24 protein-coding genes are annotated in these 24,748 nt (G+C 67.8%); 9 read left to right on the forward strand and 15 right to left on the reverse strand.

Going from position 1 to position 24,748, the window contains the following annotated elements:
• Nucleotides 1-25: 25 nt before the first annotated feature.
• Complete coding sequence (locus BLP88_RS07570) at nt 26-1,318, forward strand: DUF58 domain-containing protein (protein ID WP_074588190.1); 1,293 nt, start codon at nt 26-28, stop codon at nt 1,316-1,318.
• A gap of 50 nt (nt 1,319-1,368) precedes the next feature.
• The gene (locus BLP88_RS07575) at nt 1,369-2,115 is read left to right on the forward strand and encodes a DUF4166 domain-containing protein (RefSeq protein WP_245679798.1); all 747 of its coding nucleotides are present in this window, start codon (nt 1,369-1,371) and stop codon (nt 2,113-2,115) included.
• A gap of 4 nt (nt 2,116-2,119) precedes the next feature.
• On the opposite strand, the gene BLP88_RS07580 is transcribed toward BLP88_RS07575, so the two are convergent.
• The gene (locus BLP88_RS07580; RefSeq protein WP_373366880.1) at nt 2,120-3,169 is read right to left on the reverse strand and encodes a uroporphyrinogen decarboxylase/cobalamine-independent methonine synthase family protein; all 1,050 of its coding nucleotides are present in this window, start codon (nt 3,167-3,169) and stop codon (nt 2,120-2,122) included.
• Nucleotides 3,170-3,172: 3 nt separating this feature from the next.
• Nucleotides 3,173-3,583 (reverse strand): chorismate mutase, encoded by a 411-nt coding sequence (locus tag BLP88_RS07585; protein ID WP_074588191.1) that lies wholly within the window; start codon nt 3,581-3,583, stop codon nt 3,173-3,175.
• Between the two features lie 176 nt (nt 3,584-3,759).
• Here BLP88_RS07585 and BLP88_RS07590 point away from each other — a divergent pair, with 176 nt between their 5' ends.
• Nucleotides 3,760-4,419 (forward strand): NADPH-dependent F420 reductase, encoded by a 660-nt coding sequence (locus tag BLP88_RS07590; protein WP_074588193.1) that lies wholly within the window; start codon nt 3,760-3,762, stop codon nt 4,417-4,419.
• A gap of 216 nt (nt 4,420-4,635) precedes the next feature.
• Here the strand turns inward: BLP88_RS07590 and BLP88_RS07595 are convergent, their stop codons facing one another.
• The 4 genes from BLP88_RS07595 to BLP88_RS07610 form a co-directional block, all read right to left on the reverse strand.
• Nucleotides 4,636-6,345 (reverse strand): ABC transporter ATP-binding protein, encoded by a 1,710-nt coding sequence (locus BLP88_RS07595; RefSeq protein ID WP_074588194.1) that lies wholly within the window; start codon nt 6,343-6,345, stop codon nt 4,636-4,638.
• On the reverse strand, nt 6,342-7,346 hold the full coding sequence (locus tag BLP88_RS07600; RefSeq protein ID WP_074588196.1) for an ABC transporter permease: 1,005 nt from the start codon (nt 7,344-7,346) through the stop codon (nt 6,342-6,344). The genes BLP88_RS07595 and BLP88_RS07600 overlap by 4 nt, the downstream gene beginning before the upstream one ends.
• Nucleotides 7,346-8,431, reverse strand: a complete 1,086-nt coding sequence (locus BLP88_RS07605) for an ABC transporter permease (RefSeq protein ID WP_074588198.1) — start codon at nt 8,429-8,431, stop codon at nt 7,346-7,348. Before BLP88_RS07605 ends, BLP88_RS07600 begins: the two co-directional genes overlap by 1 nt.
• A gap of 88 nt (nt 8,432-8,519) precedes the next feature.
• Complete coding sequence (locus tag BLP88_RS07610; RefSeq protein WP_074588199.1) at nt 8,520-10,151, reverse strand: ABC transporter substrate-binding protein; 1,632 nt, start codon at nt 10,149-10,151, stop codon at nt 8,520-8,522.
• Nucleotides 10,152-10,539: 388 nt separating this feature from the next.
• Between BLP88_RS07610 and BLP88_RS07615 the strand changes: the two genes are divergently transcribed.
• Entirely contained in the window at nt 10,540-11,373 is an 834-nt protein-coding gene (locus BLP88_RS07615; RefSeq protein WP_074588201.1) for a caspase family protein, read from the forward strand.
• Nucleotides 11,374-11,416: 43 nt separating this feature from the next.
• Here the strand turns inward: BLP88_RS07615 and BLP88_RS07620 are convergent, their stop codons facing one another.
• Together BLP88_RS07620 and mnmA are read right to left on the reverse strand one after the other, a co-directional pair.
• Nucleotides 11,417-13,048, reverse strand: a complete 1,632-nt coding sequence (locus BLP88_RS07620; RefSeq protein ID WP_074588203.1) for a gluzincin family metallopeptidase — start codon at nt 13,046-13,048, stop codon at nt 11,417-11,419.
• A gap of 120 nt (nt 13,049-13,168) precedes the next feature.
• Nucleotides 13,169-14,308 carry a tRNA 2-thiouridine(34) synthase MnmA gene (mnmA, locus tag BLP88_RS07625; RefSeq protein ID WP_074588204.1) on the reverse strand — a complete coding sequence of 380 codons (1,140 nt, stop codon included), beginning with the start codon at nt 14,306-14,308 and terminating at the stop codon, nt 13,169-13,171.
• Between the two features lie 184 nt (nt 14,309-14,492).
• On the opposite strand from mnmA, the gene BLP88_RS07630 reads away from it, so the two are divergent.
• Entirely contained in the window at nt 14,493-15,731 is a 1,239-nt protein-coding gene (locus BLP88_RS07630; RefSeq protein ID WP_074588206.1) for an NAD(P)/FAD-dependent oxidoreductase, read from the forward strand.
• A gap of 29 nt (nt 15,732-15,760) precedes the next feature.
• Here the strand turns inward: BLP88_RS07630 and BLP88_RS07635 are convergent, their stop codons facing one another.
• The gene (locus tag BLP88_RS07635) at nt 15,761-16,993 is read right to left on the reverse strand and encodes a cysteine desulfurase family protein (RefSeq protein ID WP_074588207.1); all 1,233 of its coding nucleotides are present in this window, start codon (nt 16,991-16,993) and stop codon (nt 15,761-15,763) included.
• A gap of 38 nt (nt 16,994-17,031) precedes the next feature.
• Nucleotides 17,032-17,694 carry a helix-turn-helix transcriptional regulator gene (locus BLP88_RS07640; protein ID WP_074588209.1) on the reverse strand — a complete coding sequence of 221 codons (663 nt, stop codon included), beginning with the start codon at nt 17,692-17,694 and terminating at the stop codon, nt 17,032-17,034.
• 111 nt (nt 17,695-17,805) lie between these two features.
• On the opposite strand from BLP88_RS07640, the gene BLP88_RS07645 reads away from it, so the two are divergent.
• Nucleotides 17,806-18,240, forward strand: a complete 435-nt coding sequence (locus tag BLP88_RS07645; protein ID WP_074588211.1) for a DoxX family membrane protein — start codon at nt 17,806-17,808, stop codon at nt 18,238-18,240.
• A 37-nt stretch (nt 18,241-18,277) separates the two neighbouring features.
• On the opposite strand, the gene BLP88_RS07650 is transcribed toward BLP88_RS07645, so the two are convergent.
• Nucleotides 18,278-18,976 carry a hypothetical protein gene (locus BLP88_RS07650; protein ID WP_245679799.1) on the reverse strand — a complete coding sequence of 233 codons (699 nt, stop codon included), beginning with the start codon at nt 18,974-18,976 and terminating at the stop codon, nt 18,278-18,280.
• A gap of 207 nt (nt 18,977-19,183) precedes the next feature.
• On the opposite strand from BLP88_RS07650, the gene BLP88_RS07655 reads away from it, so the two are divergent.
• Genes BLP88_RS07655 through BLP88_RS07665 form a run of 3 tightly spaced genes read left to right on the forward strand, consistent with a single transcriptional unit; the run spans nt 19,184 to nt 21,408 of the window.
• Entirely contained in the window at nt 19,184-20,110 is a 927-nt protein-coding gene (locus BLP88_RS07655; RefSeq protein WP_074588213.1) for a J domain-containing protein, read from the forward strand.
• A 21-nt stretch (nt 20,111-20,131) separates the two neighbouring features.
• Nucleotides 20,132-20,599 (forward strand): tRNA (cytidine(34)-2'-O)-methyltransferase, encoded by a 468-nt coding sequence (locus BLP88_RS07660; protein ID WP_074588214.1) that lies wholly within the window; start codon nt 20,132-20,134, stop codon nt 20,597-20,599.
• Between the two features lie 50 nt (nt 20,600-20,649).
• Nucleotides 20,650-21,408, forward strand: coding sequence for a MerR family transcriptional regulator (locus BLP88_RS07665; protein ID WP_074588216.1), 759 nt, complete (start codon nt 20,650-20,652; stop codon nt 21,406-21,408).
• Here BLP88_RS07665 and BLP88_RS07670 read toward each other — a convergent pair.
• The 4 genes from BLP88_RS07670 to BLP88_RS07685 form a co-directional block, all read right to left on the reverse strand.
• On the reverse strand, nt 21,401-21,943 hold the full coding sequence (locus tag BLP88_RS07670) for a gluconokinase (protein ID WP_074588218.1): 543 nt from the start codon (nt 21,941-21,943) through the stop codon (nt 21,401-21,403). The genes BLP88_RS07665 and BLP88_RS07670 overlap by 8 nt on opposite strands.
• Nucleotides 21,944-22,017: 74 nt before the next feature.
• Nucleotides 22,018-22,797 carry a PIG-L deacetylase family protein gene (locus BLP88_RS07675; RefSeq protein ID WP_074588220.1) on the reverse strand — a complete coding sequence of 260 codons (780 nt, stop codon included), beginning with the start codon at nt 22,795-22,797 and terminating at the stop codon, nt 22,018-22,020.
• Between the two features lie 3 nt (nt 22,798-22,800).
• Nucleotides 22,801-23,754 (reverse strand): electron transfer flavoprotein subunit alpha/FixB family protein, encoded by a 954-nt coding sequence (locus tag BLP88_RS07680; RefSeq protein WP_074588221.1) that lies wholly within the window; start codon nt 23,752-23,754, stop codon nt 22,801-22,803.
• A 14-nt stretch (nt 23,755-23,768) separates the two neighbouring features.
• Entirely contained in the window at nt 23,769-24,560 is a 792-nt protein-coding gene (locus BLP88_RS07685) for an electron transfer flavoprotein subunit beta/FixA family protein (RefSeq protein ID WP_074588223.1), read from the reverse strand.
• Nucleotides 24,561-24,748: the final 188 nt, after the last annotated feature.

Consider the following 24,748-nt stretch of genomic DNA (forward strand, 5'->3'; position numbering starts at 1 on the left):
CCACGCGTTGATCCGGGAGTCCTGAATGGCAATCACGGGAAGGCTGGTGCTGCTGGCGGCCGCCGCGCTCGTTCCGATGCTGTTGTTCCCCTCCTGGGGCACGGCCGGGCTCCTGTGCGCCGCGCTGCTGCTCCTTGCCGTGGGTGATGCCCTGCTTGCCGCGTCCCCGCGCAGGCTGGTCCTGGAGCGCCGGCAGCCCGCCAACGTCACATTGCATGCAGGGACTGAAAGCCACCTGCTGCTCACGAACAACAACAACCGCACCCTGAGGGCGATGGTGCGGGATGCCTGGCAACCTTCGGCCGGCGCGCTGGACCCGGTCCGGAAGCTCACGGTTCCTCCCGGCGAGCGGCGCCGGATGACGGTGCGGCTCGTTCCCGTCCGCCGCGGCGACCTCACTGCCCCGCACGTCACGGTACGTTCCTTCGGGCCGCTGGGCCTGGCCGCGCGCCAGCGCACCCTGCCGGTGCCGGGCAGCCTGCGGGTCCTGCCGCCGTTCCATTCGAAACGGCACCTGCCGTCGAAGCTGCGCAAGCTGCGCGAATTGGACGGCAAGGCTGCCGTGCAGATCCGTGGTGCCGGAACCGAATTCGACTCGCTCCGTGACTACGTCCGCGGCGACGACGTCCGCTCCATCGACTGGCGCGCCACGGCCCGGCGCACCGCCGTCGTCGTCCGCACTTGGCGTCCCGAGCGGGACCGCCGCGTGGTGATCGTGCTGGACACCTCGCGCACCGCGGCGGCGAGGATCGACGACGAACCGCGGCTGGACACCGGCATCGAGGCGGCCCTGCTGCTGGCTATGCTCGCCGAGCGGGGTGGCGACCGGGTGGACTTCCTCGCTTTCGACCGCCGGGTCCGCGGCCGGGTCGATTCGGCGTCCAAGGGGAGCCTGCTGGGCCGGCTGGTCCAGGCGATGGCGCCCCTGGAAGCCGAGCTGATCGAGATGGACTGGGGGCAAGTGCCGGCCCAGGTGCGGGCCGTGTCCGCGCACCGCTCCCTCGTGGTACTCGTGACCTCCCTGGACGGCGGCTCGCCCGAGGAGGACCTCATTCCCACCGTGGCGCAGCTGGCACAGCTGCACGTGGTGGTGGTCGCCGCGGTGCGGGACCCGCTGCTGGGTGCCATGACGGCGGAGCGGACGACGGCGAGCCAGGTCTTCCGTGCCGCGGCAGCCGAACGTGCGCTGCTGGACCGGACTGCAGTGGCCGCACACTTAAAGCAGCTCGGAGCCGAAGTGGTGGATGCGGAGCCCCTGGACCTGCCGCCGAAGCTCGCCGACGCTTACATCCGGCTGAAGGCCGCGGGCAGGCTATGAGGCGGACCGCTGCCACCGGAAAAGAAAGAACCTGGCACCAAAGGAGAATTGTGAACACGTCCTTGGAGGGCACCCCGATCTATGAGCGGGCGCTGGGCACCGCGTTCGGCCGCCTGCAGCCGGAGCTGCAGGACTACTTCTCCCTCGCACCCGGCTCCGGCTCGTACGGGATCGGGCAGGGCGTCTTTGAAGTGGTGGGCTGCCGCCGGCGCTGGCTGCGGCCGCTGCTGGCCCTCGCCTCGGCCGAGGAGTCGTTGTTTCCCGAATACGGCGAAATGGTGCCGTTCCGGATTGAGAACCACGCCCATCTGGACCCGTTCGGCCGGTCCAGCCTGACCGCGCGGCGCGAGATCTTCTTCCCGGGCCGGACCCGGCTGTTCCAGGACACCACCTCCGCTGTCGGGGAGGACGGCGGCACGCGGCTGGTCGACTACCTTGGAAAACACCGGCGACTGGCCACGGACCTCCGGCTCGAGGTCACCCCTGAAGGCAGGCTCCGGGGCATCTCCGCGGCGGCGCGCGCCTTCCTGGGCCCGCTCCGCCTCGCGGTTCCGGCGGCCCTCGACGCGCAGGCCTACGCGGAACAGTGGTGGGACGCGGGCGCGGGCAAGCACCGGATCCAGGTGAAGGTGCTGCAGAAGCACGTCGGCCTGGTGCTGGTCTACGCGGGTTACTTCGACTACCGGCTGGCTCCGTTGCTGCCGCATGCCGCGGCCGTGAACGGAGGGGCCGGGAGCGGAGCCGCCGTCGGGCTCCCGCGTTACGCAGAGCCGGACCGCTGGGAGTCCCGCGTCTAGCCGTTTAGCCGAGCGCCAGCTGGTTGAGACCATCCGCTAGACGGGTCAGCCGGTTGAGGATCTCCTTGGCCGCCGCCGGGCTGTGCCCGGCCAGTCCATGCGAAGGGGTCACCCGGAGTGCGGCCAGGGACGATGCCGGCAGGCCCAGTTGCCGCCATGGCCGCCACACCGCGTCCACCAGCTCCGCGGTACGCGGCAGGGCCTCCCCGGGCTCGCCCGTCGGCAGCGCACCGGCCCACACCCGCTTGCCGGACTCAACCATGCCTGCGAGCTGCTCCCACTGCTTGGTGGTCAGGGCCTTGAGGGGCACCGCCACGCCGTCGGCCCCGGAGGCCAGGATCCGGGCGAACGGCGCCTCGATCTCGGGCACCGAAATCACGGTTTCCGCGACCCCGGCGGCCCGCAGGGCCTCGACCACCCGGCGCCAGGCGGCGGTGGCCTCGTCCAGCGGAACCGATCGCAGCGTGCGGTAACCGCTCGCCGTCGGGATGGTCCCGGCGAGGACCGCCGCTATATCCGGCTCGTCGAGCTGGACCACGACGGCGGCACCCGGGACCGCGGTCCGGATCCGCGCGATGTGCTCGGCGACGCCGGCAGCCAGGGAGTCGGTGATGTCGCGGCGCGCACCGAAATCCAGCAGGGCGCGTTCGCCGTTGTGCAGGTAGAGGCCCGCCGCGAGGCTGAGCGGCCCCCTGAGCTGGATTTTTACCGCCTCAGCGGAGGCGTCTTCGGCGCCGGCGACATCGGCCAGCACGTTGATATCCGTGGCGAGCGCTGACAGCGCGCGCTGCTGGTCCTTGCCCGGGCGGTCCACGAGGCGCCAGCCGTGCGGCTGGACGTCCACGGCCAGCTCAACCAGCAAGGCCGCGGTCCGGCCCACCGCATCCGAACCGACACCGCGGCCGGGGAGCTCGGCGAGGTGGGGCAGATGGGGGCTGCCAAGTTCGCCGCGGATGGTGCGGGTGGCTTCCAGGGGATCGTCCCCGGGCCAGGGCCCCAAGGCGGTGGCCGTGACCTGGCTCGATGCCAGGCCGGCCAGGGAGTGTCCTGACACGGCTCAGTCCCGGCTGGCCTGGTGGTCTTCGGCGATTGCCTCATGGTGGCGAATCACTTCACTGATGATGAAATTCAGGAACTTCTCGGCAAAGGCCGGGTCCAGGTGCGCTTCTTCGGCCAGACGGCGTAGCCGGGAAATCTGGGCAGCCTCGCGGCCGGGGTCACCGGCGGGAAGCTTGTGCGTCGCCTTGAGCACCCCCACCTTCTGCGTTGCCTTGAAGCGTTCGGCCAGCAGGAAAACGAGTGTGGCGTCGATGTTGTCAATGCTGGACCGGATGGAGAGCAGCTCATCCATGACCGAGCGGTCCACCTGGCCGGCAAGCGAACTTGCGGCGGGATCGAAGGAGTCGGTGGTCTCGGAGACGTTGTCAGGACGGGCGTCTTCGGAAAGTACAGGCTTCGGCTCGGTCATTGCACCAGTCTATGGCGCTCGACTGCTTCTCCACGGATTCGGCGCCTGGGCGCCCCACCCATGGAGCCTCTGCAGTCTCTCTTATCGAACCGACGGCCTTGCCGGTGCTACTCCTGGCGGGGAAACGCTGTCCGGGGAATCCCTGCTGGAGCAGAATGGGGCAAAAGGAGGCAAGCATGAGAATCGCAGTCTTGGGAACGGGAACGGTGGGCCATGCCCTCGCCGGGAAGCTTGTGGAGCTGGGCCACGAGGTGACGATGGGTTCCCGCGAGACGGGAAATCCCAAGGGCACGGACTGGGCCGCCGCCGCGGGGCCGAACGCTTCTTCGGGATCCTTTGCCCAGGCGGCGGCCATGGCGGAAGTGGTCATCAACGCGACGCCGGGAACTGTGTCCCTCGCCGCCCTCAGCGAGGCGGGCGCAGACAACCTCAACGGCAAAGTGCTGCTGGACGTGTCCAATCCCCTGGACCACTCCTCGGGCTTTCCTCCCGCGCTTTCGGTCTGCAACACGGATAGCATCGCCGAAACCATCCAGCGCACGTTCCCGCAGGCCCGAGTGGTCAAGTCCCTGAACACCATGAACGCGGCCGTGATGGTGGACCCGCAGCGCCTCGCCGGCGGGGAGCATGACGTCTTCCTCGGCGGCAACGACCCCGACGCCAAAGCGGTTGTGGTGGAGCTGTTGCGGTCCTTCGGGTGGCGGCCTGAACGGATCCGCGACCTCGGCGGCCTGGACACCGCCCGCGGCATGGAGATGTGGCTTCCCTTGTGGCTGCGGATCTATGTGCAGCAACAAGGGAAGCCGTTCAACATCTCGATCGTCTCGGAGGACTGACAGAGAACTCGCGACGGCGGCCGGTCGGCCTGCCGCAAAGCGACGGCGAGCAGGGGCTTGCCGCGGTCCGGTCGGCGTGCCGTGATCCGGCAGCGTGCGCAAAGGGGCCCCGCGCCCCTCGGCAGAAAACTTAGCTGCCGAGGGCGCGCGGGGAACAGCACGCAGAGGATCGCGGCATGCCGCCCCAAAGCACCCCGAAGCGCGCCGGTCGTGCAGTCAGGTCCCGAGCAGCGCCCGGTGGGCCTCCCGGCGCAGGGCCTGTTCCTCCGGGTCCGGGACAGGCAGTGAGGCAATCAAGCGCTTCGTGTAGTCCTGGGAAGGGGCGCCCATGATCTGGCTGCCGATCCCCTGCTCCACGAGCCGGCCCTTGAACAGCACACCCACCCAGTGGGAGAGCATGTCCACGACGGCGAGGTCGTGGCTGATGAACAAGGCCGCGAAGCCGTACTCCTCCTGGATGTCCCTGAACAGTTCCAGGACCTTGGCCTGCACGGACACGTCCAGTGCGGAGGTCGGTTCGTCGGCGATCAGCAGCCTCGGGTTCAGCGCGAGCGACCGGGCCAGGGAGGCGCGTTGGCGTTGCCCGCCGGAGAGCTCGTGCGGATACCGCGCGGCGTATGAAGCCGGCAGCTGCACCGATTCCAGCAGCTGGGAGACGCGGAGCCTGGCCTGCTCGGGGCTCGGATGGGTGTGGATCAGCAGGGGCTCGGCGATGCACTCACCCACGGTCAGGTGCGGGTTGAACGAGGCCGCCGGGTCCTGGAACACGAAGCCGATATCCTTGCGCAACGGTTTGAAACTGCGTTCCTTGAAGCCCAGCATTTCGTAGCCGAAAACCTTCAGGCTGCCGCCGGTGACCCGGTTGAGCCCGGCAATGGCCCGTCCGATGGTGGACTTGCCGGACCCGGACTCGCCCACGAGGCCAAAGACTTCATTCTCCGACACCGTGAAGCTGACGCCGTTGACCGCCTTGAAGCCCGGAGTGCCGAGGCGTCCCGGGAATTCGATCGTGAGGTCCTTGGCTTCCACGAGGACTTTTCCGCCCTGGTGGAGCCGCGCCGTGGCCCCTTCCGACGCCGAATCCCGGCCGAGGTGCGGGACCGCGGCCAGGAGCTTCTTGGTGTAGTCCTGCTTCGGTTCCGCGAACAGGGTCCGGGCGGAGGCCTCCTCCACCACGTCGCCCTGGTACATGACGACCACCCGGTCCGCCAGGTCGGCCACCACGCCCATGTTGTGGGTAATCAGCACGATCGAGGTGCCGTACTTGTCGCGAAGGTCCCGCAGCAGCTGCAGGATCTCGGCCTGGACCGTTACGTCCAAGGCCGTGGTGGGTTCGTCCGCTACGATCAGCCCAGGGTTCAAGGCGAGCGCGGCGGCGATGACAACGCGTTGTTTCTGCCCGCCGGACAACTGGTGCGGGTAGTAGTTGACACGGATTTCCGGATCCGGGATGCCCACTTTGCGCAGGGCCTCGGTGGCACGTGCCTTGGCCTCCTTGGCAGAGATCCGGTGCCCGTCCACGGCGTGCGCCCGGATCCCTTCGGCAATCTGCCAGCCCACCGTGAACACCGGGTTCAGCGCGGTGGAGGGTTCCTGGAACACCATGGCGACGTCCCGGCCGCGGATCTTCCGCAGCGTGGCCGGGCTGACACTGATGACGTTGTTGCCCTTGATAAGCACGGTCCCGGAACTCGTAGCCGTTTCCGGCAACAGGCCCAGGATCGTCTTGGCGGTGACGGTCTTTCCGGAGCCGGATTCACCCACGATGGCCAGCACTTCGCCGGCCTTCACGTCGAGGCTGACGTCCTTGACGGCGTGGACGTCACCTGCGTCCGTGGCGAAGGTGACCTTGAGCCGCTCGATGTCCAGGACCGGTGCCCCCGCGTCACGCGGGCCGTCCGAGATGTTTCCAAGGTTGATGGTCATGGCCGGCCCGCCTTCGTCTTTGCTTTGCCGGACCGTTTGTTTCCGGCAGCCCGGCGCCCGCGCAGCCGCGGATCGTTGAGGTCGTTCATGCTTTCGCCCACCAGGGTCAGGCCGAGCACTGTCAGGACAATCGCGACGCCCGGGAACACGCCGGTCCACCAGATTCCGGAGGACGCGTCGGCGAGCGCCTTGTTCAGGTCAAAGCCCCACTCGGCCGCCGACGTCGGCTCGATGCCGAAGCCCAGGAAGCCGAGGCCCGCCAGGGTCAGGATCGCCTCGGAGGAATTCAGGGTGAAGATCAGCGGCAGGGTGCGGGTGGCGTTCTTGAAAATGTGCCGGCCCATGATGCGCCAGCTGGAGGCTCCGACCACCATGGCCGATTCCACGAAGGGTTCGGCCTTGAGCCGAATGGTTTCGGCCCTGATCACGCGGAAGTACTGCGGCACGAACACCACGGTGATGGAAATCGAACAGGCCAGGATGCCGCCCCAGAAACTGGACTGGCCCTGGCTGATGACAATCGACATCACGATCGCCAGCAGCAGCGAGGGGAAGGCGTAGATGGCATCCGCGATGACCACCAGGACCCGGTCCAGCCAGCCGCCGAAGTAGCCGCTGAGCAGGCCGAGCGCTACGCCCACGAAGATGGACATTGCCACGGACACCACAATCACGGTCGCCGCGGTCTGGGATCCCCAAAGCACGCGCGACAGTACGTCGTATCCGCCCACGGTAGTACCCCAGGGGTGCTTGCCGCCGGGGGCGGCCTGGGCGGGGAAAGTCCCGGCGGCGTCGGAAATCTGCGCGTACCCGTACGGCGCGAGCAGCGGTGCGAACATAGCGGCCAACAGGAACAGCCCCGTCAGCGTGATGCCGATGAGCAGCATGGTGCGCTGCAGCCCGACGCTTTGCCGGATGTGCGAGGTCACCGGCAGACGGTCGAGCAGCGGTGCCTTGCGGGGAGCGGGCGGCGGGACGGCCGCCGTCGTTGTCTCAGACATCAGTACCTCACCCTCGGGTCGATGACCGCGGCGAGGATGTCCACCACGAAGTTGGTGACGGCCACTATCACGGCCAGCAGCATCACGATGCCCTGCACGGCCACGAAGTCACGGGCGGTCAGGTACTGCGCCAACTGGTACCCCAGGCCTTTCCACTCGAAAGTGGTCTCGGTCAGCACGGCTCCACCGAGCATGAGCGCGATCTGCAGCCCCATGACGGTGATGATCGGGATGAGCGCCGGCTTGTAAGCGTGCTTGGTGACCAGGCGGAACTCGCTGACGCCGCGCGAACGGCCCGCTTCCACATAGTCCTTGCCGAGCGTGCCGATCAGATTGGTGCGCACCAGGCGCAGGAAGACCCCCGCGGTGAGCAGTCCGAGCGCGACGGCGGGAAGCACCGCGTGCGCGGCGATGTCACCGAGTGCCTGGTAGTTTCCGCTGCGGATGGCATCCAGCCAGTAGATGCCACTCGGTGCCGCGAGCTGGGACATGGCCAGCTCGGTGCTGGTGGAGGCCCGTCCGGAGACCGGCAGCCAGCCCAGCGCCACGGAGAAGGTCAGCTTCAGGAGCAGGCCCGCGAAGAAGACCGGGGTGGCGTAGCAGAGGATGGCGAAGAAACGCAGCAGTGCGTCGGGAGTACGGTCACGGCGGTGGGCCGCGATCATGCCCAACGGGATGCCGATGAGCAGCGCCACCACCAAGGAGTTGATGGCCAGTTCAAGGGTCGCCGTGCCGAAGGTGGCAAGCATTTCGACGACCGGCCGCCGGTCCGAGAGGGTGGTGCCGAAGTTGCCGGTGGCGATCTGGCCGAGGTATTCGAAGTACTGCACCAGGATGGGCCGGTCGTAGCCGGCCTCGTGGATCCTGGCGTCAAGCTGGTCCTGCGGGAGGCGTCCGCCGAGCGCGGCGGTGATGGGGTCGCCGGTGATGCGCATCAGGAAGAAAACCAGCGTGACCAGGATAAAGATTGTGGGGAAGATCAGGAGGAAGCGGACGAGGATGTACCGTCCCACTCCCCCGGTGCCGCGTTTGGGCGCGGCCGGGCCAAGGACATCAGGTGTCTCGGCCTCGATGAGTGTAGCCATGAGGAATCCTTAGTAGACAGTCGTTTCGCGGGCTATTGCCCTGCTCACGGCAGGAGGCGGGGCGCACCCCGCCTCCTGCGTGGACGCATTACTTCGAAACGCTGCCCAGGCGGAACTTGAAGGACGCGTCCAGGGTGGACTCGACACCCTTGACGCTTGTGCCGGCGACGGCGACCTGGGCACCCTGCAGCAGGGGCAGGGTGGAGATGTCTTCCGCGAGCAGCTTCTGGACATCCTGGATGTCCTTCTCGCGGGTGGCCTTGTCCGATTCGGTCAGCTGCTTGGAGATCAGCTTGTCGACCTCGGCGTTGGAGTAGTGGTTGTTCATGAACCCGCCCTTGGGGAAGAACGGGGTGAGGTAGTTGTCCGGGTCGGAGAAGTCCGGGAACCAACCCAGCTGGTGCACCGGGTAGGTGTCGGCCTTGGACGCCGAGTTGTACGTAACCCACTCCGTGGACTGCAGGTCCACCTTGAACAGGCCGGACTTTTCCAGCTGGTCCTTCACCATTGCGTACTCGTCACCGGAGGACTTGCCGTAGTGGTCCGGGTTGTACTGGAGCTTGATGGTCACCGGGGTGGTGACTCCGGCATCGGCGAGCACCTTCTTGGCCTTGTCCTCGCTGGGCTTGCCGTCCTGGCCGTAGAGGTCCTTGAAGGACTCGTTGGCACCGAGGAACCCGGACGGGACGTTGGACCACAGCGGCAGGTAAGTGCCCTTGTAGACCTGATCCGCGATCGCCTGGCGGTCGACGAGGTTCGCCACTGCCTGCCGGACGGCATGCGCCTTGGCGGGATCGGCGTCGGCGGTCTTCGCTCCGAATGGCATGACGTTGTAGTTGAAGACGATGTACCGCATTTCACCGCCGGGGCCCACGTGCACCTTGACCTTGGAGTCCTTCTTGAGGTCCTCGATGTCGGTAGCGCTCAGGCTGCGGTTGGCAACGTCAAGGTTGCCCTGCTGGATGTCCAGCTTCATGTTGCTCTGGTCGGTGTAGTACTTAATGGTGGCGCCGCCGTTGGCCGCCTTGTCCAGCACACCCTTGTAGTCCGCGTACGGCTTGAGGCTGATGAGCGTGTTCTTGTTGTAGCTCTCGATGGTGTACTGGCCGTGGAAGGCCTTGGCCTTGACGATGCCGTCGTCGGAGAGGAGCTTGTCGGCCGGGAAGACCTCGTCGTCGACGATCGGGCCCGCGGGGCTGGAAAGGATCTGGGCGAAGGTCTGGTCATTGGCCAGTTTGAGGGTGAAGACCACGGTTTGTGCGTCCGGGGTGCTGATCGAGGCGATGTTCGTCAGCAGGGAGGACGGCCCGTTCGGGTCCTTGATCTTGACCTGGCGGTCGAAGCTGAACTTCACGTCCTTGGAGTCCAGGGTGTGGCCGTTGGCCCACTTCAGGTCGCTCTTGAGCTTCACCGTGTATTCGGTGGGCTTGGTGAACGAGGCCGATTCGGCGATGTCCGGAACGGGGTCGGCACCGCCGGGCTTGGAGTTGAGCAGGAACGGGAAGATCTGGTTCATCACCATGAACGACCCGTTGTCGTAGGATCCAGCGGGATCCAGGGCGGTCACCTTGTCGGTGGTGCCGTAGGCGATGGTGCTGGCCGCGCCACTGGCGCCGTTGGAAGGCGTGCCGCCCGAGGGGCCCGTGCAGGCCGTGAGAGCGAACGCAGAGACACCCGCGAGCGCGATGGCGCCTTGCAGGGCTTTCTTGTTGATTGCCATCAGTGAACTTTCCGTTCTGTGGATTCGAGTTCTGTCGAATTTGGCTGTTTGGTGGGTCCGGCGCGCCCGCCCCCGGACGGTTTCGGGAAGGCACGCACAGCTGATGCCCCGATTCAACCAGAACAATCGGTCGGAAAAGAGGGATTCCTGTGATTTGAAACACAAACTTTATTTTTCGACCCCCGCCGCGCCTTGGCCGTTCGGGTCCCGCGTGGTCCATTGCCGCGGCCCGGCCCCGGGATTAAGGTTGAGATGCGCTCCGTGGCCTGCCCGGGGCAGCTTGTGTTCGTCGGCCCGGCCGCGCTTCTGCTGCAGCCGGGCCGTCCTGGCGGCGGAGCTTGGGGCCGCCTAGCTGAATCCGCGCAACTTCCGGTCAAAGGACGCGCTCATGAACAAGGCAGCCCTGTGTGTGGGCATCAACGAATTCAAATTCCTTCCGCAATCCAGTTGGCTCCAGGGATGTGTCAACGACGCCAACGACCTCTCGGCCCTGCTGGAGGGCCGCTATGGATTCCCTTCCTCCGGCATCACGGTCCTGCACGACGCCGACGCGGACAAGGACGCCGTCATGGCCGAGCTGACCAGGCTCCTGGACCTGGCCGTGTCGGGCAAGGCCGGGCATCTGGTCTTCACCTTCTCCAGCCACGGCACGCAGATCCCTGATACGAGCGGGGACGAGGCGGACCGCCTGGATGAGGCCTTCGCCTGCTACGGCATCAACAACACCGGAGACGCGTGGGACCCGGCCACAGTGATTGCCGACGACGAGCTCTTCGATCTGTTTTCGAAGCTGCCGGACGGCGTGCTCATGGAGGTCGTCCTGGACACCTGCCACAGCGGAACGGGCCTGAAGTCGCTGGACCTGCTGCCCGGCCGGCGCCCGCGCTTCCTCCCGGCCCCGACGGCGCGGGCGGTCGCGGCCTCGGAATACAGCGACACCCGGGTGCTGCGGGACCTGGTCAAGGCCGGAGGGGCCACGAAACCGGTGCTGATGGCCGCCTGCCGCGCCGACCAGACCGCCGCCGACGCCTACCTCGACCAGCGGTACAACGGTGCGTTCACGTACAACCTGGTCAAGGCGCTCGAAGCGGACGGCACCCTCCCCCGGGCGGACGTCCTCAAATCGGTCAGCAAGGGGTTGAAGGCCGGCGGCTTCGACCAGGTGGCCCAGTTGGAGGCGTCGACGGCGGCCCGCAAGGCCGCGTGGGGTTCGCCCGGATAAGTCCCGCCGCGGCTGCGGGCGGACCGCCAGCCGGTCGCGCTCGTCAGTCGCCGGTGCGGTGGAACCTGCCCTGCACGCCGCTGGACACTTCCTGTTCGGCGGCGTGCTGCTCGTCCGAGACGAACATGGCTGTCTGCCGCTCCCGGGACATCACCGGCTTCAATGCGGCGTAGACGAGCCGGCCGCCGGCGTCGAAACGCAGCAGTCCCCCGCCCCGGATGTCCACGTATTCGCGTTTGGTCTTCAGGCCCAGCCGGACCGCGGCTTCGCGCCGGCTCATCCGGACGGTCTGGATGAAGGAGGCGCCGATCTCCGAGACCACGAAGCCGTCCGGAGAGACCCGTTCCGAGGTCCTTACCCGGGTGGAGCTGAGCGGGGTGCGCCGTTCCAGGCGGGCGGCGTCCAGCAGCCGCGGGTTTTCCCAGACGAAGCGCTGGACTTCCTGCGGGTCCGAACCGAGTGCGGCGAGCCGGACCGGGTACCTCAGGCCCCGGTAGTTGTCCACGCCGGAGATGTTGGCCAAGGGCACCCGCCGGATGCCGATCCTGGAGAACTCTTCCTGGATCGCTTCCCGGTAGCCGTGCTGGTCCTCGGGCACCATGTCCAGGTCCGCAGCGATGATTCCCCGGAGCAGGTCCCGCCACAGGACATCGACCGGCGGCATGTAGGACAGCCCGCGGATCACCATGCGGAGCACCCTGGTGCCGACGATGGAGCCTGATTCGGCCTTCTGCTGCAGGCTTTGGCCCTCGCCGAAGCGGCGGTTGCGTTCCATCCACATCCGGTGGACGGCCCGCAGCACGGCGCCCACCACCACGGTTCCGCGGACGTGCGGTTCCGGATGGTCCTGCCAGTTCTCCGGCACGGCGCCGGCGAAGGGCTCCCGCAGCGGCCCGCGGGCATACAGGTCCCGTGCGAAGTCGAAGAGCGTGCGCATCAGGGCATCGTCGTCGAGCGGCACGTCCGCTCCCGCCCTTCCCGCGGCGGCCAGCAACTGGCGGTACACGACGTCCCGCGAGGAGAACACGGAAAGGATGGCCACGAGGTCGGCGAGCGCCTCGTGCATGGCGAGCTGTTCGATCCCGGCAAGCTGGTCCGCCCAGGCCGGACGGAATCCGTCGAGGATGGCGTGCGTGACCTCGTGCGCCACGATGTCCCGGTACAGGGCGGTCGGCACTTTGTAGCCCATCCGGTCGATGGAGCCGAAGCGGATGATGTTGGTACCGCGTTCGTAGCCGGTGTCCACGGCGGTGACCAGGTCCCGGGCCTTGAGGATCAGGCGGCCCTCCGGGTTCCACGGCATGCGGCGGCCGAGGGTCGACTCGAAGAAGTGCAGGGTGGAAGCGGCGACGCCGTACACATGCTGGGCCAGGAAGCGTGAATCGTCCAGGAGTTCGCGCAGCTCGCAGGGCGGCTCTTCCGAGACAAACTGCCAGGGGTTGCCCGGCACCGTCAGGGACACCGGAACCACGCTGGTGCCGCGCCATTTCCTGATGTGCACGCTCAGCCGGTGGCCGGTGGGCCCCCTGCGCAGCCGCTCGACGGGGACCTTCAGCTGCGTAGTGATCGGGGCCATCCCGTTGCTGCCGATGGGCCCTTCCGCGAGAACCGTCAGGGGGACCATCTGCCCGGCCTTGATATCCCCCGGGGCCTTGTCCTGAAATGCCACAGCCATTGCCGCCCCCTGCGCGGAAACCCCATGCACATCCGCAGCGGATTGCTGCATAGCCAAGTATCTGCCCGCGGGCAGGCGGAGGCAATGGCGCGACGGCGGCCCCTGCGGGCGGCGCGGAGGCTAGAGGGCGGCGCGCTGCAGCGAGCGGGCGGCGTCGATGGTTGCCTGGCCCAGCACGCGGGTGCCCTGGTACAGCACGACGGTCTGGCCGGGGGCGACGCCGCGCAGCGGCTCGTTGAGGGTGACTACCAGGCCTTCACGCTCCACACCGGCGTCATCCGCCACGGCTTCCACCCGGGCGCGGGCGGGCACCGGGTCGCCGTGCGCCCGGACCTGGGCGTGGCAGTCGAACTCCGCCCCGGTGGACACCTCGGCGATCGGAAGCCCGGCCCAGGAGACCTTGATGCCGCGGATCTCGTCGATGGCGAGCAGGGCTTCCGGCCCCACCACCACCTTGTTTTCCTTGGGCCGGATCTCCAGCACGAACCGGGGCTTCCCGTCCGCCGCGGGCGTGCCGAGCTTCAGGCCCCGGCGCTGCCCCACGGTGAAGGCGTTGGCTCCGGGGTGCTCGCCGACCTTGACGCCGGTCTCATCGACGATGTCGCCGGTGGTCATCTCGATCTTCTCGGCGAGCCAGCCGCGGGTGTCGCCGTCGGAAATGAAGCAGATGTCGTGGCTGTCCGGCTTGTTGGCCACGGACAGGCCGCGGCGCTCCGCTTCGGCCCGCACCTCCGCCTTGGAGGGGGTTTCCGCGAGGGGGAACATCGAGTGCTTGAGCTGTTCGTGGGTCAGCACGCCCAGCACGTAGCTCTGGTCCTTGGCCCAGTCCGCGGCGCGGTGCAGTTCCGGGTTGCCGTCGGCGTCGGTGATCACCTTGGCGTAGTGGCCGGTGCACACGGCATCGAACCCCAGGGCGAGCGCCTTCTCCAGGAGGGCGGCGAACTTGATGCGCTCGTTGCAGCGCATGCAGGGGTTGGGCGTGCGGCCGGCTGCATACTCGTCGATGAAGTCCTGGACAACGTCTTCCTTGAAGCGCTCCGAGAAGTCCCAGACGTAGTAGGGAATCCCGAGAACGTCGCAGGCGCGCCAGGCGTCGCGGGAGTCCTCGATGGTGCAGCAGCCGCGGCTTCCCGTTCGCAGCGTTCCGGGCATGCGGGACAACGCCAGGTGGACCCCGACGACGTCGTGCCCCGCCTCGACGGCGCGGGCGGCGGCGACGGCGGAATCGACTCCGCCGCTCATGGCTGCAAGTACTCGCATGCTGGCTTTCTGCTGGGTATGGGTATGGGGTGGAAGGTCGCGCCGGAAGACACCGCGCGCCCGTCCATTCTACCGTCTGCCGGAACCGCGCGGGAAACCCTTGACCGCCTTCACCTCCCCTTCTAAAGTCAAATTTGACGGTTTTAGATGCAGCAGCGGACCACCCCACAGGAATCGAGGCATCATGGACACCGGACATTTCGTCATCGCCGGCGGGGGCCTGGCCGGCGCCACCGCCGCCCGGACCCTCCGCTCGGAGGGTTTCACGGGAACTATCACCATCGCCTGCGCCGAAGCGCAGGTGCCCTACCTCAGGCCGCCCCTCTCCAAGGAATTCCTCCTGGGCAAGGACGGCGAAGACAAGGTCCCGGTGGTGCCGCAGGACTGGTACGCGGAGAACGGCGTCGACCTGCTGCTCGGCGATCCCGTGGTCGCCGCTGACCCGCAGGCGCATACGGTCCGCCTCGGGTCCGGGAAGGAACTGGAGTATTCGAAGCTCCTGATCGCCACCGGCGCCCAGCCGCGGAAACTACCGCTGCCCGGCAGCGAACTGGGCGGGGTCGGGACCTTCCGCACCATGGAGGACTCACGCCGGCTGAAGGCTGCACTGTCCGACGGCGGCCGGCGCCTCGTGATGGTCGGTTCCGGTTGGATCGGAATGGAGCTCGCGGCCGCTGCCCGCAGCTACGGCAACGAGGTCACGCTGCTGGGACTGGAGGACATCCCGCTGTCGACGGCCATCGGTCCCGAGCTGGGCGCGTTCTTCCGCGGGCTCCACGAGTCCCACGGAGTAAAGTTCCGGCTGCCCGCGAGCGCCAAGGAGATCAAGGGCTCCGGCGGCCGGGCCAGCGCCGTCGTCACCGATGCCGGGGAGGAGATCCCTGCGGACCTCGTGGTCATCGCGGCCGGCGTCATGCCGGACACCACCTTGGCCGGGAACGCCGGACTCACCTTGGATGACGGCATCGTGGTGGACGCTTCCCTGCGCACCAGCAGCCCCGATGTGTTCGCCGCCGGGGACGTCGCCAATGCCCTGCATCCCTTCACCGGGCAACACCATCGCAGCGAGCACTGGTACAACGCGCTCATGGGCGGAAAGGTGGCAGCCAAGGCCATGCTCGGCCAGGACGCGGAACTGGACATGGTGCCCTACTTCTATACGGACCAGTTCGATGTCGCCATGGAATACTCCGGCTTCCCTTCCATGGCCGCCGGCCAAGCCCCGGTGCTGCGCGGTTCCATGGACGAGAAGAGCTTCCTGGCCTTCTGGCTGGAGGGCAATGCGGTAGTGGCCGGGATGAGCATCAATCGCCCGAAGGTGCACAAGACCATCAAAGCCCTGATTTCGCGGCGCGTGCCGGTCGATTCCGCCCGCCTCACCGATCCGGAGGTGCCCTTGGAGGAGCTGCTTCCGGAGGGCTGAGCCGGTCCGCGACGCCGGGGCCCTGTGGGCTACGCCGGGGCCGTCCCGGCGGACCGGGCCACGGTGGCCGCCGTCTGAATGCTGGATTCGTGCCCTGCCATGCCTGCCTGCTTCGCCCGGGCATAGGCATCCGGCAGTGCCTTGAGCAGGGCATCGACGTCGGCTTCGCTCGAGGTGTGGCCCAGGCTGAAGCGCTGGGCGCCGCGCGCGGTGTCCTCGTCCAGCCCCATCGCCAGCAGCACATGCGAGGGCCGGGGCACCCCGGCCGTGCAGGCCGAGCCCGTGGAGGACTCGACGCCGGCAAGATCCAACAGGAACAGCAGGGAGTCGCCCTCGCAGCCCGGGAAGGTGAAGTGGGCGTTGTTCGGCAGCCGGCCGTCACCGGGAGCCCCGCGGAGCACGGCCTCGGGCACCGCCGCCCGGACGCCGTCGATGAGCCTGTCCCGCAGGGCCGCGATCCGCGCGCTTTCCGCCGGAAGATCCGCGGCCAGGGCACCGGCTGCGGCAGCGAATGCGGCGATTGACGCCGTGTCCAGGGTGCCGGAGCGAACGTCTCGTTCCTGCCCGCCGCCGTGCTGCACGGGTGTCAGTTTGACTGAGCGGCCCAGGAACAGCGCCCCGACGCCGACCGGCCCGCCGATCTTGTGCCCGGAGACAGACATCGCCGCCAGGCCGGATTCCCGGAAACTGACCGGCAGGGCGCCGAAGGCCTGGACGGCATCCGAGTGCACCGGAATTCCATGTGGCGTTGCCAGTTCCACGATCTCCCGCACCGGCTGGATGCTGCCCACTTCGTTATTGGCCCACATGACGGTCACCAGCGCCACCGAGCCGGGATCCCGCTCCAGTGCGGACTTGACTGCGTCCACCTTCACGACGCCGTCGGCGTCCACCGGCAGCCACACGACCTCGGCGCCTTCGTGCCGTTCCAGCCATTCAACGGTGTCCTGCACGGCGTGGTGTTCGACGGCGGAGCAGAGGATGCGGTTCCGGCGCGGGTCTTCGTCGCGCCGGGTCCAGTACAAGCCCTTGACCGCGAGGTTGTCCGCCTCGGTGCCGCCGGAGGTGAAGATGACTTCTGAGGGGTGGGCACCGGCGGCCGCGGCCAGGATTTCCCGGGCGTCCTCGACGGCGCGGCGGGCGCGCCGTCCGGAACCGTGTAGCGAGGAGGGGTTGCCCGTGCGCGCAAGCTCACGGGTCATCGCCTCAAGCGCGGCGGGGGCGATGGGGGTCGTGGCGGCATGGTCCAGGTATACGGGCACCTTAAGAGTCTATCGACGGCGTAAGGCGCGCGCTGGCATCAGTGTGCGGGCAGGATCCGGGCGCAACAGTGGCCGGGCCGGTCGTCGCCGGCGACCCGCGCGGCGTCGACGCCGCAGGCATCGGCGACCCCGGCGAGGAAGGCGCCGTTCATCGCGCACACCACCTCGGGGTGGCTCCGCGAAAGCCTGTGGAACGGGCAGTTCAGCAGCGCGTGGCCGCCGTCGTCGTCCACTTCCGGTCGGTATCCCTGCCCGGCGAGGACATCGAGAAAGTCCCGTCCGCCGGCACCGGCCTCCGCGCCCTTGGCGCGTGCGGTCCCGAGCAGGGCCTCGCGCGCAACTCGCCCGTCCATCGCGGCGCTGACGGCTGAGGCAAGAACGACGCCGGCGAGGTCGTAGTTGCGCTCGGGGACTGAAACACCAATCTCGGCGAGAAGCGGAACGTAAAGCTTCGCGGGACGGCCGGAGCCCGGCCCGCCTTTGCCGGCCGGCTTACGGAACTCGGCTCCGAGCAGCCCGTCGCGGACCAGGCGGTCCAGGTGGAACGACGCCGTGCTGCGCGGCATGCCGAGGGCGGCGGCAGCCTCGTCCCTGCCCGTCGCGGTGCCGGCGGCGCACACGTACTCGTACAGCCTGCGGCGGCCGTCGTCGCCAAGCGAAGACAGGGCGGTCAGCCGTTCGCGCCAGGAAAGTCCGGTCATGGGACAAGGGTAACTCTAAAAAGGCATCCGTTGATTAAATTAGGCAGGAATTCTAAAATCAAACTATCCGTTTTTAGACGGATGCAGCGCAGTGAACAGGAAGGAAGAGCCATGAAAACCCAGGAAACCACGGCGCACGCAGGCGCCGGCAGGATCGCAGCCATGGACCCGGCGCGGCAGGCATATCTGCTGCTCAGGACCGTCTTCACCGCCGCACCGGTCCTCTTCGGCCTGGACAAATTCACGAACGTCCTGGCGGACTGGACGGACTATCTCGCGCCGGTGGCCACGGCTGTGGTGCCCGTGACTCCCCAGGCGTTCATGTACGGCGTGGGGATCGTCGAAATTATCGCGGGCATCGCCGTTGCGGTGCGCCCGCGCTTCGGCTCCGTGCTGGTTGCCGTATGGCTGCTGGGCATCATCGTCAACCTCCTGGTCCTGGGCAGCTTCTTCGATGTCGCTCTCCGGGACTTCGGCCTGCTGGTGGCGGCCCTGGCCCTCAACCGGCTCGCGGGCAGCACGGCGGCATCGGGCCGCGGCCGGTAAGTGCCTTGCCGCCCGGCCGGATCACCGATCGGGCAGATCAGTTGCCGGGCGGGACCAGCGGCAGGTATTTCGCGACGTCGGCCTTGGCCGTGGCCAGCGCGGCCGGCGAGGGGCAGGCCGCGGTGATGTAGGCGGACGAGCCGGCGGTGGCGAACAGGCGGGCAAGGACAGTGAAGGACTTTCCACCGGCGGCCGCCCGCGCGTTGAAGGCAAGAACCTGGACCTTGCGCGGAGGCCTGTCGTCGTCCGCTCCCCAGCGGAGGGTCTCGGTGGTCAGGGAGGCGGGCTCGATCCCTTGGTCCAGGTAGGCGAACAGGGCTTCAGTGGAGGCTTTGTCGTCGCCGCCGACGGCAAGAGCACCCTGGTTGAGGCTCAGCCGGGTGGTCACCTCGCAGCCGTCCTTTCGTACGAAGCGGTTCTGTCCCTGGACGTTTTCCTCCACGAGCTTCCAGCCCGGCACTTCCCGCAACCCGTCCGAGATTTCCACCGGTACGCCCGCGGCCAAGGATCCGCCGGCGCTGAGCGGGAGGTCCCTGGCGGCGACCGCATCGGCGTCGTGGCCGGGCGTGATGGTGGGCTTCGCGGGAACCGACGGGACCGGCGCAGGCGTGCTCGATTCGGGATCCGGAACGTTGACGCTGCAGGAGGCCAGGCTGCCCGCGGCCAGGAACGCCGCCGCGAAGATGGCGGTTCCCCCACGCGCAGGCCGTGCCGTAGCGCGCCATCCGAGTGTCACCAAAACGTAGCCCCCGTCGTTCCCGGTCCTGTCTGTGCCGCCTTCGAGTCTAGCCGCCGCCACCGCGGGCCCGCGCGGCAACCGCGCGTCCAGAGGCCCCGCGGCCCTGAAGTGTGCGGTGGGAACCGCGGCGAGGTCCTGGTTCGTTGTCCTTGAAGGCTGGCTAAACTGGCCCCAATCCCAGATTGCGCAGAGAAAGGGCCGTGCTTGGCCGAGGGCAGCAGTTCCCACTACCAGATCCTCCGGGTCTCCGTGAACGCCACGGAGCAGGAGATCAAGCGCGCCTACCGCAAGGCCGCGAGGCGGGCACACCCGGACCACGGCGGGGATCCAGCGGTGTTCCGCCAGGTGACCCTGGCCTACGAGACGCTCGTGGATCCGCGGCGCCGGGCCGAGTATGACCGCCGCTATGCGAGCACCCCTTCTGCCGCGCCTTCCGGCACCGGCAACGACACCCCGCGGACGGCCAGTCGCACCACCGTCCACCGCCCGAACGTCCCACGGAACACGGCCGGGGATGCCCCCGTCTACGTGCCGGCGTTCGATGATCCGCTCGAGGTCCCGCTGCTTTCCCCAGCCGAAGCAGCCCAGCAGGTCCATGGCATGCCGCGAAAGCGCGGGATTTTCGGCGCCGAGGCCAGGATCCAGCGCGAGATGCGCACCGTGCAGTTACTCAGCCGCCAGATCCTGCCCGCCATCCCTTCCGCCCGGCTGATCAACGGCCTGCAGTCCCCGTCGGACAACAGCCACATCGACCACGCCGTGCTGGCCGGCTACCGGCTGGCGCTGATCGGTTCCATGCTGCTGCCCAAGGGCGCCTACGCGTGGGACGGGGTGGCTTTGAGGCACGGCGGGCGCGCGGTGCCCCCGCCCCGGCTGGACGTGGTGGCCCGCCACATGCAGGACATCTTCCCGGAACTGAACGTCACCGCCTGGGTGGTAGTCCACGGTCCGGACAACAACCCGCACGAACCGGTGATCGACCGGTACCGGCACGCCGAAGAGGGCGGCGGTGTGCAGGTGGTCAACGCCGCCGGTCTCACCAAGGGACTCAAGCAGTTCCTGTCCTCCGGCCCGGTACCTAACACGGTGGTGGTCCCGGTTCTGGCACGCCTGTTGCGCGGCATGCACTGACGGGCTGGCTAGGATTGATCCGTGTTCCGCATCCTCTTCCACACCCCTGAAATCCCCGGCAATACGGGCAACGCCATTCGCCTGGCCGCGATCACCGGTGCCGAGCTGCACCTTGTGGAGCCACTGGGCTTCGATTTCTCCGACGCCAAGCTGCGCCGGGCCGGCCTCGATTACCACGACCTCGCCGTCGTTACCGTGCACAAGGACATCGAGGCGGCATGGGAGGCTCTCCAACCGGAACGCGTTTTCGCCTTCACCTCCGACGGCGACACCGCCTACACAGACATCGCTTACCAGGCCGGGGACGTACTGCTGTTCGGCCCGGAATCCGTCGGCCTGCCGGACTGGTTGAAGCAGGACCCACACATCACCGCCCGGCTGCGCCTCCCCATGCTGCCGTCGCTGCGCTCACTCAATCTCGCAAATGCCGCCTCGATCGCGGTGTACGAAGCCTGGCGGCAGAACGGCTTTTCCGGCGCCAAGATCTGACGCCGCGCAGCCCTTGACCTTGACGTTACGTCAACTTCTACGCTGGAACCATGAAGCAGGAAGAAGGCACCTGGAGTATCTCCGAGGTGGCAAAGGCCAGCAAGGTTTCATCACGGACCCTGCGGCACTACGACCAGCTCGGACTCTTGGAGCCGGCCTACACGGCGCGCAACGGCTACCGCTACTACGGCGAGCCTGAGCTGCTGCGCCTGCAGCGGATCCTCCTGCTTCGCGAACTTGGCCTTGGGCTCGAGACCATCGGCGAAGTTCTGGATGGCCAGGCCGATCCCGTGGAGGCACTCGCCGTTCACCGGAAATGGCTGCTGGCCGAGCGCGACCGCCTGGATCGCATGTCCAGGACGGTCGACGCCACCATCACAGCACTACGTCAAGGAGCACCGATGTCCGCCGAAAATATGTTCAAGGATTTCGACAACAACCCCTACGAAGCCGAAGCCAGGGAGCGCTGGGGCGACAAGGTGGTGGACGAATCCAAGGCCCGCCACGCCGCCATGACTCCCGCCCAGAAGCAGGAGTTCATGGAGCAGGCCGACGCCGCCAACCGCGCCGTCCTGGACTGCCTGAACGCGGGACTGCCGGCCGACGACGCCAGGACCCTGGCCGCCGTCGAGCTCCACTACCAGTGGATCCTGCGCAGCTGGACGCCGAATCGGGAGTCGTACGCCGGGCTGGGCCGCATGTACGTCGAGGATGCGCGCTTCAAGGCGTTCTACGACAAATACGACGAACGACTCGCCGGATACCTTGGCGAAGCCATGACGGCGTACGCGCAGGCGCGGCTTAGCTGATCCCGCCCTGTGCGGCGTCGCTGGCCACGAGCTCCAGGCGCTCGATGACTTCCTGGGCCTCCTCGGCCGGGGATGCGGAGACGGACAGCGCGATGTGGTTCTCATCCGCCCCCGGCTCTTCGAGGGCTTCGAACTGGGATTCAAGCAGGGACGGCGGCATGAAGTGGCCGTGCCGGGAAGCCAGGCGGTCGGAGATCTTGTCCTTGCTGCCCTGCAGGAACACGAACACCACGTTCTCGCCGCGCAACACGTCGCGGTACTTCTTCTTCAGGGCCGAGCAGGTGATGATGCCGGGCTCCCCCACCTCGGTGCGGGAGCGGATCCAGCCGGCGATCAGTTCGAGCCACGGCCAGCGATCCTCGTCCGTGAGGGGCAGGCCGGAATGCATCTTCGCCACGTTGGCTTCCGGGTGGAGGTCGTCGCCCTCCGCGAGGTCCCAGCCGAGGCGCCCGGCCAGGACCCCTGCGACGGTGGATTTGCCCGAGCCGGAAACGCCCATGATCACCAGGACGGGTTGCTGCGCAGTCTTCGCCATTGAAAGCCTGTCTTCCTCAATAAATATGATTTAACCGTGTTCAAGCATATGACATGCGTTACACGGCAGCAACCTCAGAAGCCGGCGATGGTCCGGGACCCGTTCACAGAGACGACATGGAAGGCCTCGGCGCTGCTGCCCTCCGGCAGCCTGGCCCGGCGCCCGTTGTGCCCGAGCATGCCGCGCACCGTGCGCTCCATGGCGGCCAGGTCCGGATGCTGGCTGGCGTGGACCCGGATCGCCTCGAGCTTCTGCTCCACATGGCCGGTGACATCCACGAAGTGGTTCTCCCGCGACTCCGGGCCGGCAAAAAGCCACAGCCACGGCAACTTGTAGGCCTCAAGGCCGGCTTCGGCGAGCTCCGGATAGGCGAACGGATTCTCCAGCGCAGGGTACACGGCCCGGGTGATGATTTCGCCCACGGCCAGGTGGTCCGGATGGCTTTTCTGGATCCGGTCCCAGTTCCGTTCCGGGTGCATGGCCAGGACGATCTGCGGCCGGATCTCGCGGATCAGCTTCACCACCTGCTTCATGACGACGTGGTTCACCTCAAGGTAGCCGTCCCGCTCGTGCAGGTAGTGGATGTCCTCCACGCCGACGATCGCTGCGGCACGCCGCTGCTCTTCCGTCCGGGTGTCAGTGATCGCGTGGTGATCGTCGGCGTCGAAGCCGCCGGCGTCGCCGTCGGTCATGATGCAGTAGCTGACCTGCACCCCGGCGGCCGTCCACGCGGCGATGGTGCCGGCGGCGCCGAAGTCGATGTCGTCGGGGTGGGCGGTAAAACAAAGCACCCGCTCAACGCGCTCCGTAGAGGCGTTGAACGGGCTCTTTGCTGACGTGGCGTCAGTGCTCAAGGATCAGCCTTTCCGCTTCTTGATCTCTTCGGTAGCCTGCGGAATGACCTTGAAGAGGTCACCGATAATGCCGAAGTCGGCAATTTCGAAGACCGGCGACTCGGCGTCCTTGTTGATCGCGACGATCACCTTGGAGGTCTGCATGCCGGCCTTCTGCTGGATCGCGCCGGAAATGCCCGCGGAGATGTACAGCTGCGGCGAGACGGTCTTGCCGGTCTGGCCCACCTGGAAGTCGTGGCCGATCCAGCCGGCGTCGGTGGCCGCGCGGGAGGCGCCGACCGCGCCGCCCAGGGCGTCGGCGAGTTCCTCGACCGGGCCGAAGTCGCCGTCGACGCCGCGGCCGCCGGCCACAACGACCCGCGCTTCGGTGAGCTCCGGACGTCCGCTGGCGGGGCGTTCGCTGCGGGCCGTGATGCGCGCCGCGGAGGCCGCGGCATCTGCCGGAACCTCGACCGTTACGGTCTCCGGGGCACCCGCGGCGGGTGCTTCGGCGACGTCCACGCTGTTCGGCTTCACCGTCAGAACGGCGACGCCGGTGCGCGCCTTCGCGGTGGTGGTGTACGCGCCGGCCAGGACCGACTTGTGGGCGGTGCCGTCGGCGTCGACCCCGACGACGTCGGTGATCACGCCGGCGTTCAGCTTCACACCGAGCCGTGCGGCGATTTCCTTGCCGTCGGCCGAGTTCTCCAGCAGGACGGTGTCCGCGCCGGAGGCGGCAACCGCTGCGGCGAGGTAGGCAGCCTTCGGGGCCACGAGATACTCATCCAGGTCCGCTGCCGAGGGGCGGTAGACCGCGGTGGCGCCGTGCGCGGCGATGGCCGCGGCGACGTCGTCGTGCAGTTCGCCGTTGAAGGCCACCGCGCTCTCGCCCAGCGAGGCGGCGATGGTGAGCAGTTCGCGGCTGCTCTTCTTCAGCGCGCCGCCAGGGTTGTCAATGAAAACAAGTGCTTTTGCCATGTGTCGTGGTCCTCTTAGAGCAGCTTCTGGGCGGCCAGGAAGTCAACCAGCTGGATGCCGGCGTCGCCTTCGTCCGTGATGATGGTGCCTGCGGTGCGCGGCGGACGGGCAGCCGCGGTCTCGACGGCGGTCAGGGAACCGGCGGCGCCGACCTGGCCGGCGTCCACCCCAATGTCGGACAGGGACAAGGTGGTGATCTTCTTCTTCTTGGCCGCGAGGATGCCCTTGAAGTTCGGGTACCGGGGCTCGTTGATCTGGTCCGTCACGGAGACGAGCGCGGGCAGCGACGCCTCCACGGTGTCCGAATGGCCGTCGCCGTCGCGCCGGGCGGTGAGGGTGGCGCCGTTCAGTTCCAGGGCCGAGGCAAAGGTCACCTGGGGCAGGCCGAGCCGTTCGGCGAGCTGCGCCGGAACCAGGGAAGTTTCACCGTCGGTGGAGGCCATGCCCGTCAGCACCAGGTCCACCGGACCGAGATAGCGGATGGCCGCGGCCAGCGCCAGCGAGGTGGCGGCGGCGTCGGAACCGGCCAGGGCGTCGTCGCTCAGGTGGACACCGGAGCTCGCGCCGATCTGCAGGGACTTCTTGACGGAGTTCACGGCTCCGGCCGGGCCCATGCTCAAGGCAATGACTTCGTTGCCTGCCTTGGCACCGCCGCGGGCTTCGCTCAGCTGCAACGCGGCCTCGAGGGCGTATTCGTCCAGTTCCGAGAGGATGCTTTCGTCACGGTCGACGGTGTTTCCCTGGCCCGTGAGGTGTCGGTCGAACTGCGCGTCAGGGACGTGCTTGACCAGAACAACAATCTTCAATGTCTCTTCCACTGTGTTCGAGGCAGCCTTCCTTGCTTGAGGATGGCCAGCGGCTGGGGCGCATGGCCATGGGCGCCCGGCTCGCGGGCTTCGTCCTAGCTAAGCATATTGTGGCGAAATACGACGTGCCCGCGTTAACGCCTGTTTCGGCTGACGGTGACCGGGCCTGGGCACGCAAAGGGGCGGCA

It is taken from the genome of Arthrobacter cupressi, from assembly GCF_900099975.1.
GTDB lineage: Bacteria > Actinomycetota > Actinomycetes > Actinomycetales > Micrococcaceae > Arthrobacter > Arthrobacter cupressi.

Bases quoted from the DNA above. Each gene is read 5' to 3' on its own strand.
- BLP88_RS07680 (WP_074588221.1), bottom strand. From the start codon at position 23,754: ATGGCAAAAGCACTTGTTTTCATTGACAACCCTGGCGGCGCGCTGAAG.
- BLP88_RS07570 (WP_074588190.1), top strand. From the start codon at position 26: ATGGCAATCACGGGAAGGCTGGTGCTGCTGGCGGCCGCCGCGCTCGTT.
- mnmA (WP_074588204.1), bottom strand. From the start codon at position 14,308: ATGCGAGTACTTGCAGCCATGAGCGGCGGAGTCGATTCCGCCGTCGCC.
- BLP88_RS07610 (WP_074588199.1), bottom strand. From the start codon at position 10,151: ATGGCAATCAACAAGAAAGCCCTGCAAGGCGCCATCGCGCTCGCGGGT.
- BLP88_RS07665 (WP_074588216.1), top strand. From the start codon at position 20,650: ATGAAGCAGGAAGAAGGCACCTGGAGTATCTCCGAGGTGGCAAAGGCC.
- BLP88_RS07640 (WP_074588209.1), bottom strand. From the start codon at position 17,694: ATGACCGGACTTTCCTGGCGCGAACGGCTGACCGCCCTGTCTTCGCTT.
- BLP88_RS07605 (WP_074588198.1), bottom strand. From the start codon at position 8,431: ATGGCTACACTCATCGAGGCCGAGACACCTGATGTCCTTGGCCCGGCC.
- BLP88_RS07585 (WP_074588191.1), bottom strand. From the start codon at position 3,583: ATGACCGAGCCGAAGCCTGTACTTTCCGAAGACGCCCGTCCTGACAAC.
- BLP88_RS07670 (WP_074588218.1), bottom strand. From the start codon at position 21,943: ATGGCGAAGACTGCGCAGCAACCCGTCCTGGTGATCATGGGCGTTTCC.
- BLP88_RS07595 (WP_074588194.1), bottom strand. From the start codon at position 6,345: ATGACCATCAACCTTGGAAACATCTCGGACGGCCCGCGTGACGCGGGG.
- BLP88_RS07620 (WP_074588203.1), bottom strand. From the start codon at position 13,048: ATGGCTGTGGCATTTCAGGACAAGGCCCCGGGGGATATCAAGGCCGGG.
- BLP88_RS07600 (WP_074588196.1), bottom strand. From the start codon at position 7,346: ATGTCTGAGACAACGACGGCGGCCGTCCCGCCGCCCGCTCCCCGCAAG.
- BLP88_RS07645 (WP_074588211.1), top strand. From the start codon at position 17,806: ATGAAAACCCAGGAAACCACGGCGCACGCAGGCGCCGGCAGGATCGCA.
- BLP88_RS07630 (WP_074588206.1), top strand. From the start codon at position 14,493: ATGGACACCGGACATTTCGTCATCGCCGGCGGGGGCCTGGCCGGCGCC.
- BLP88_RS07590 (WP_074588193.1), top strand. From the start codon at position 3,760: ATGAGAATCGCAGTCTTGGGAACGGGAACGGTGGGCCATGCCCTCGCC.
- BLP88_RS07615 (WP_074588201.1), top strand. From the start codon at position 10,540: ATGAACAAGGCAGCCCTGTGTGTGGGCATCAACGAATTCAAATTCCTT.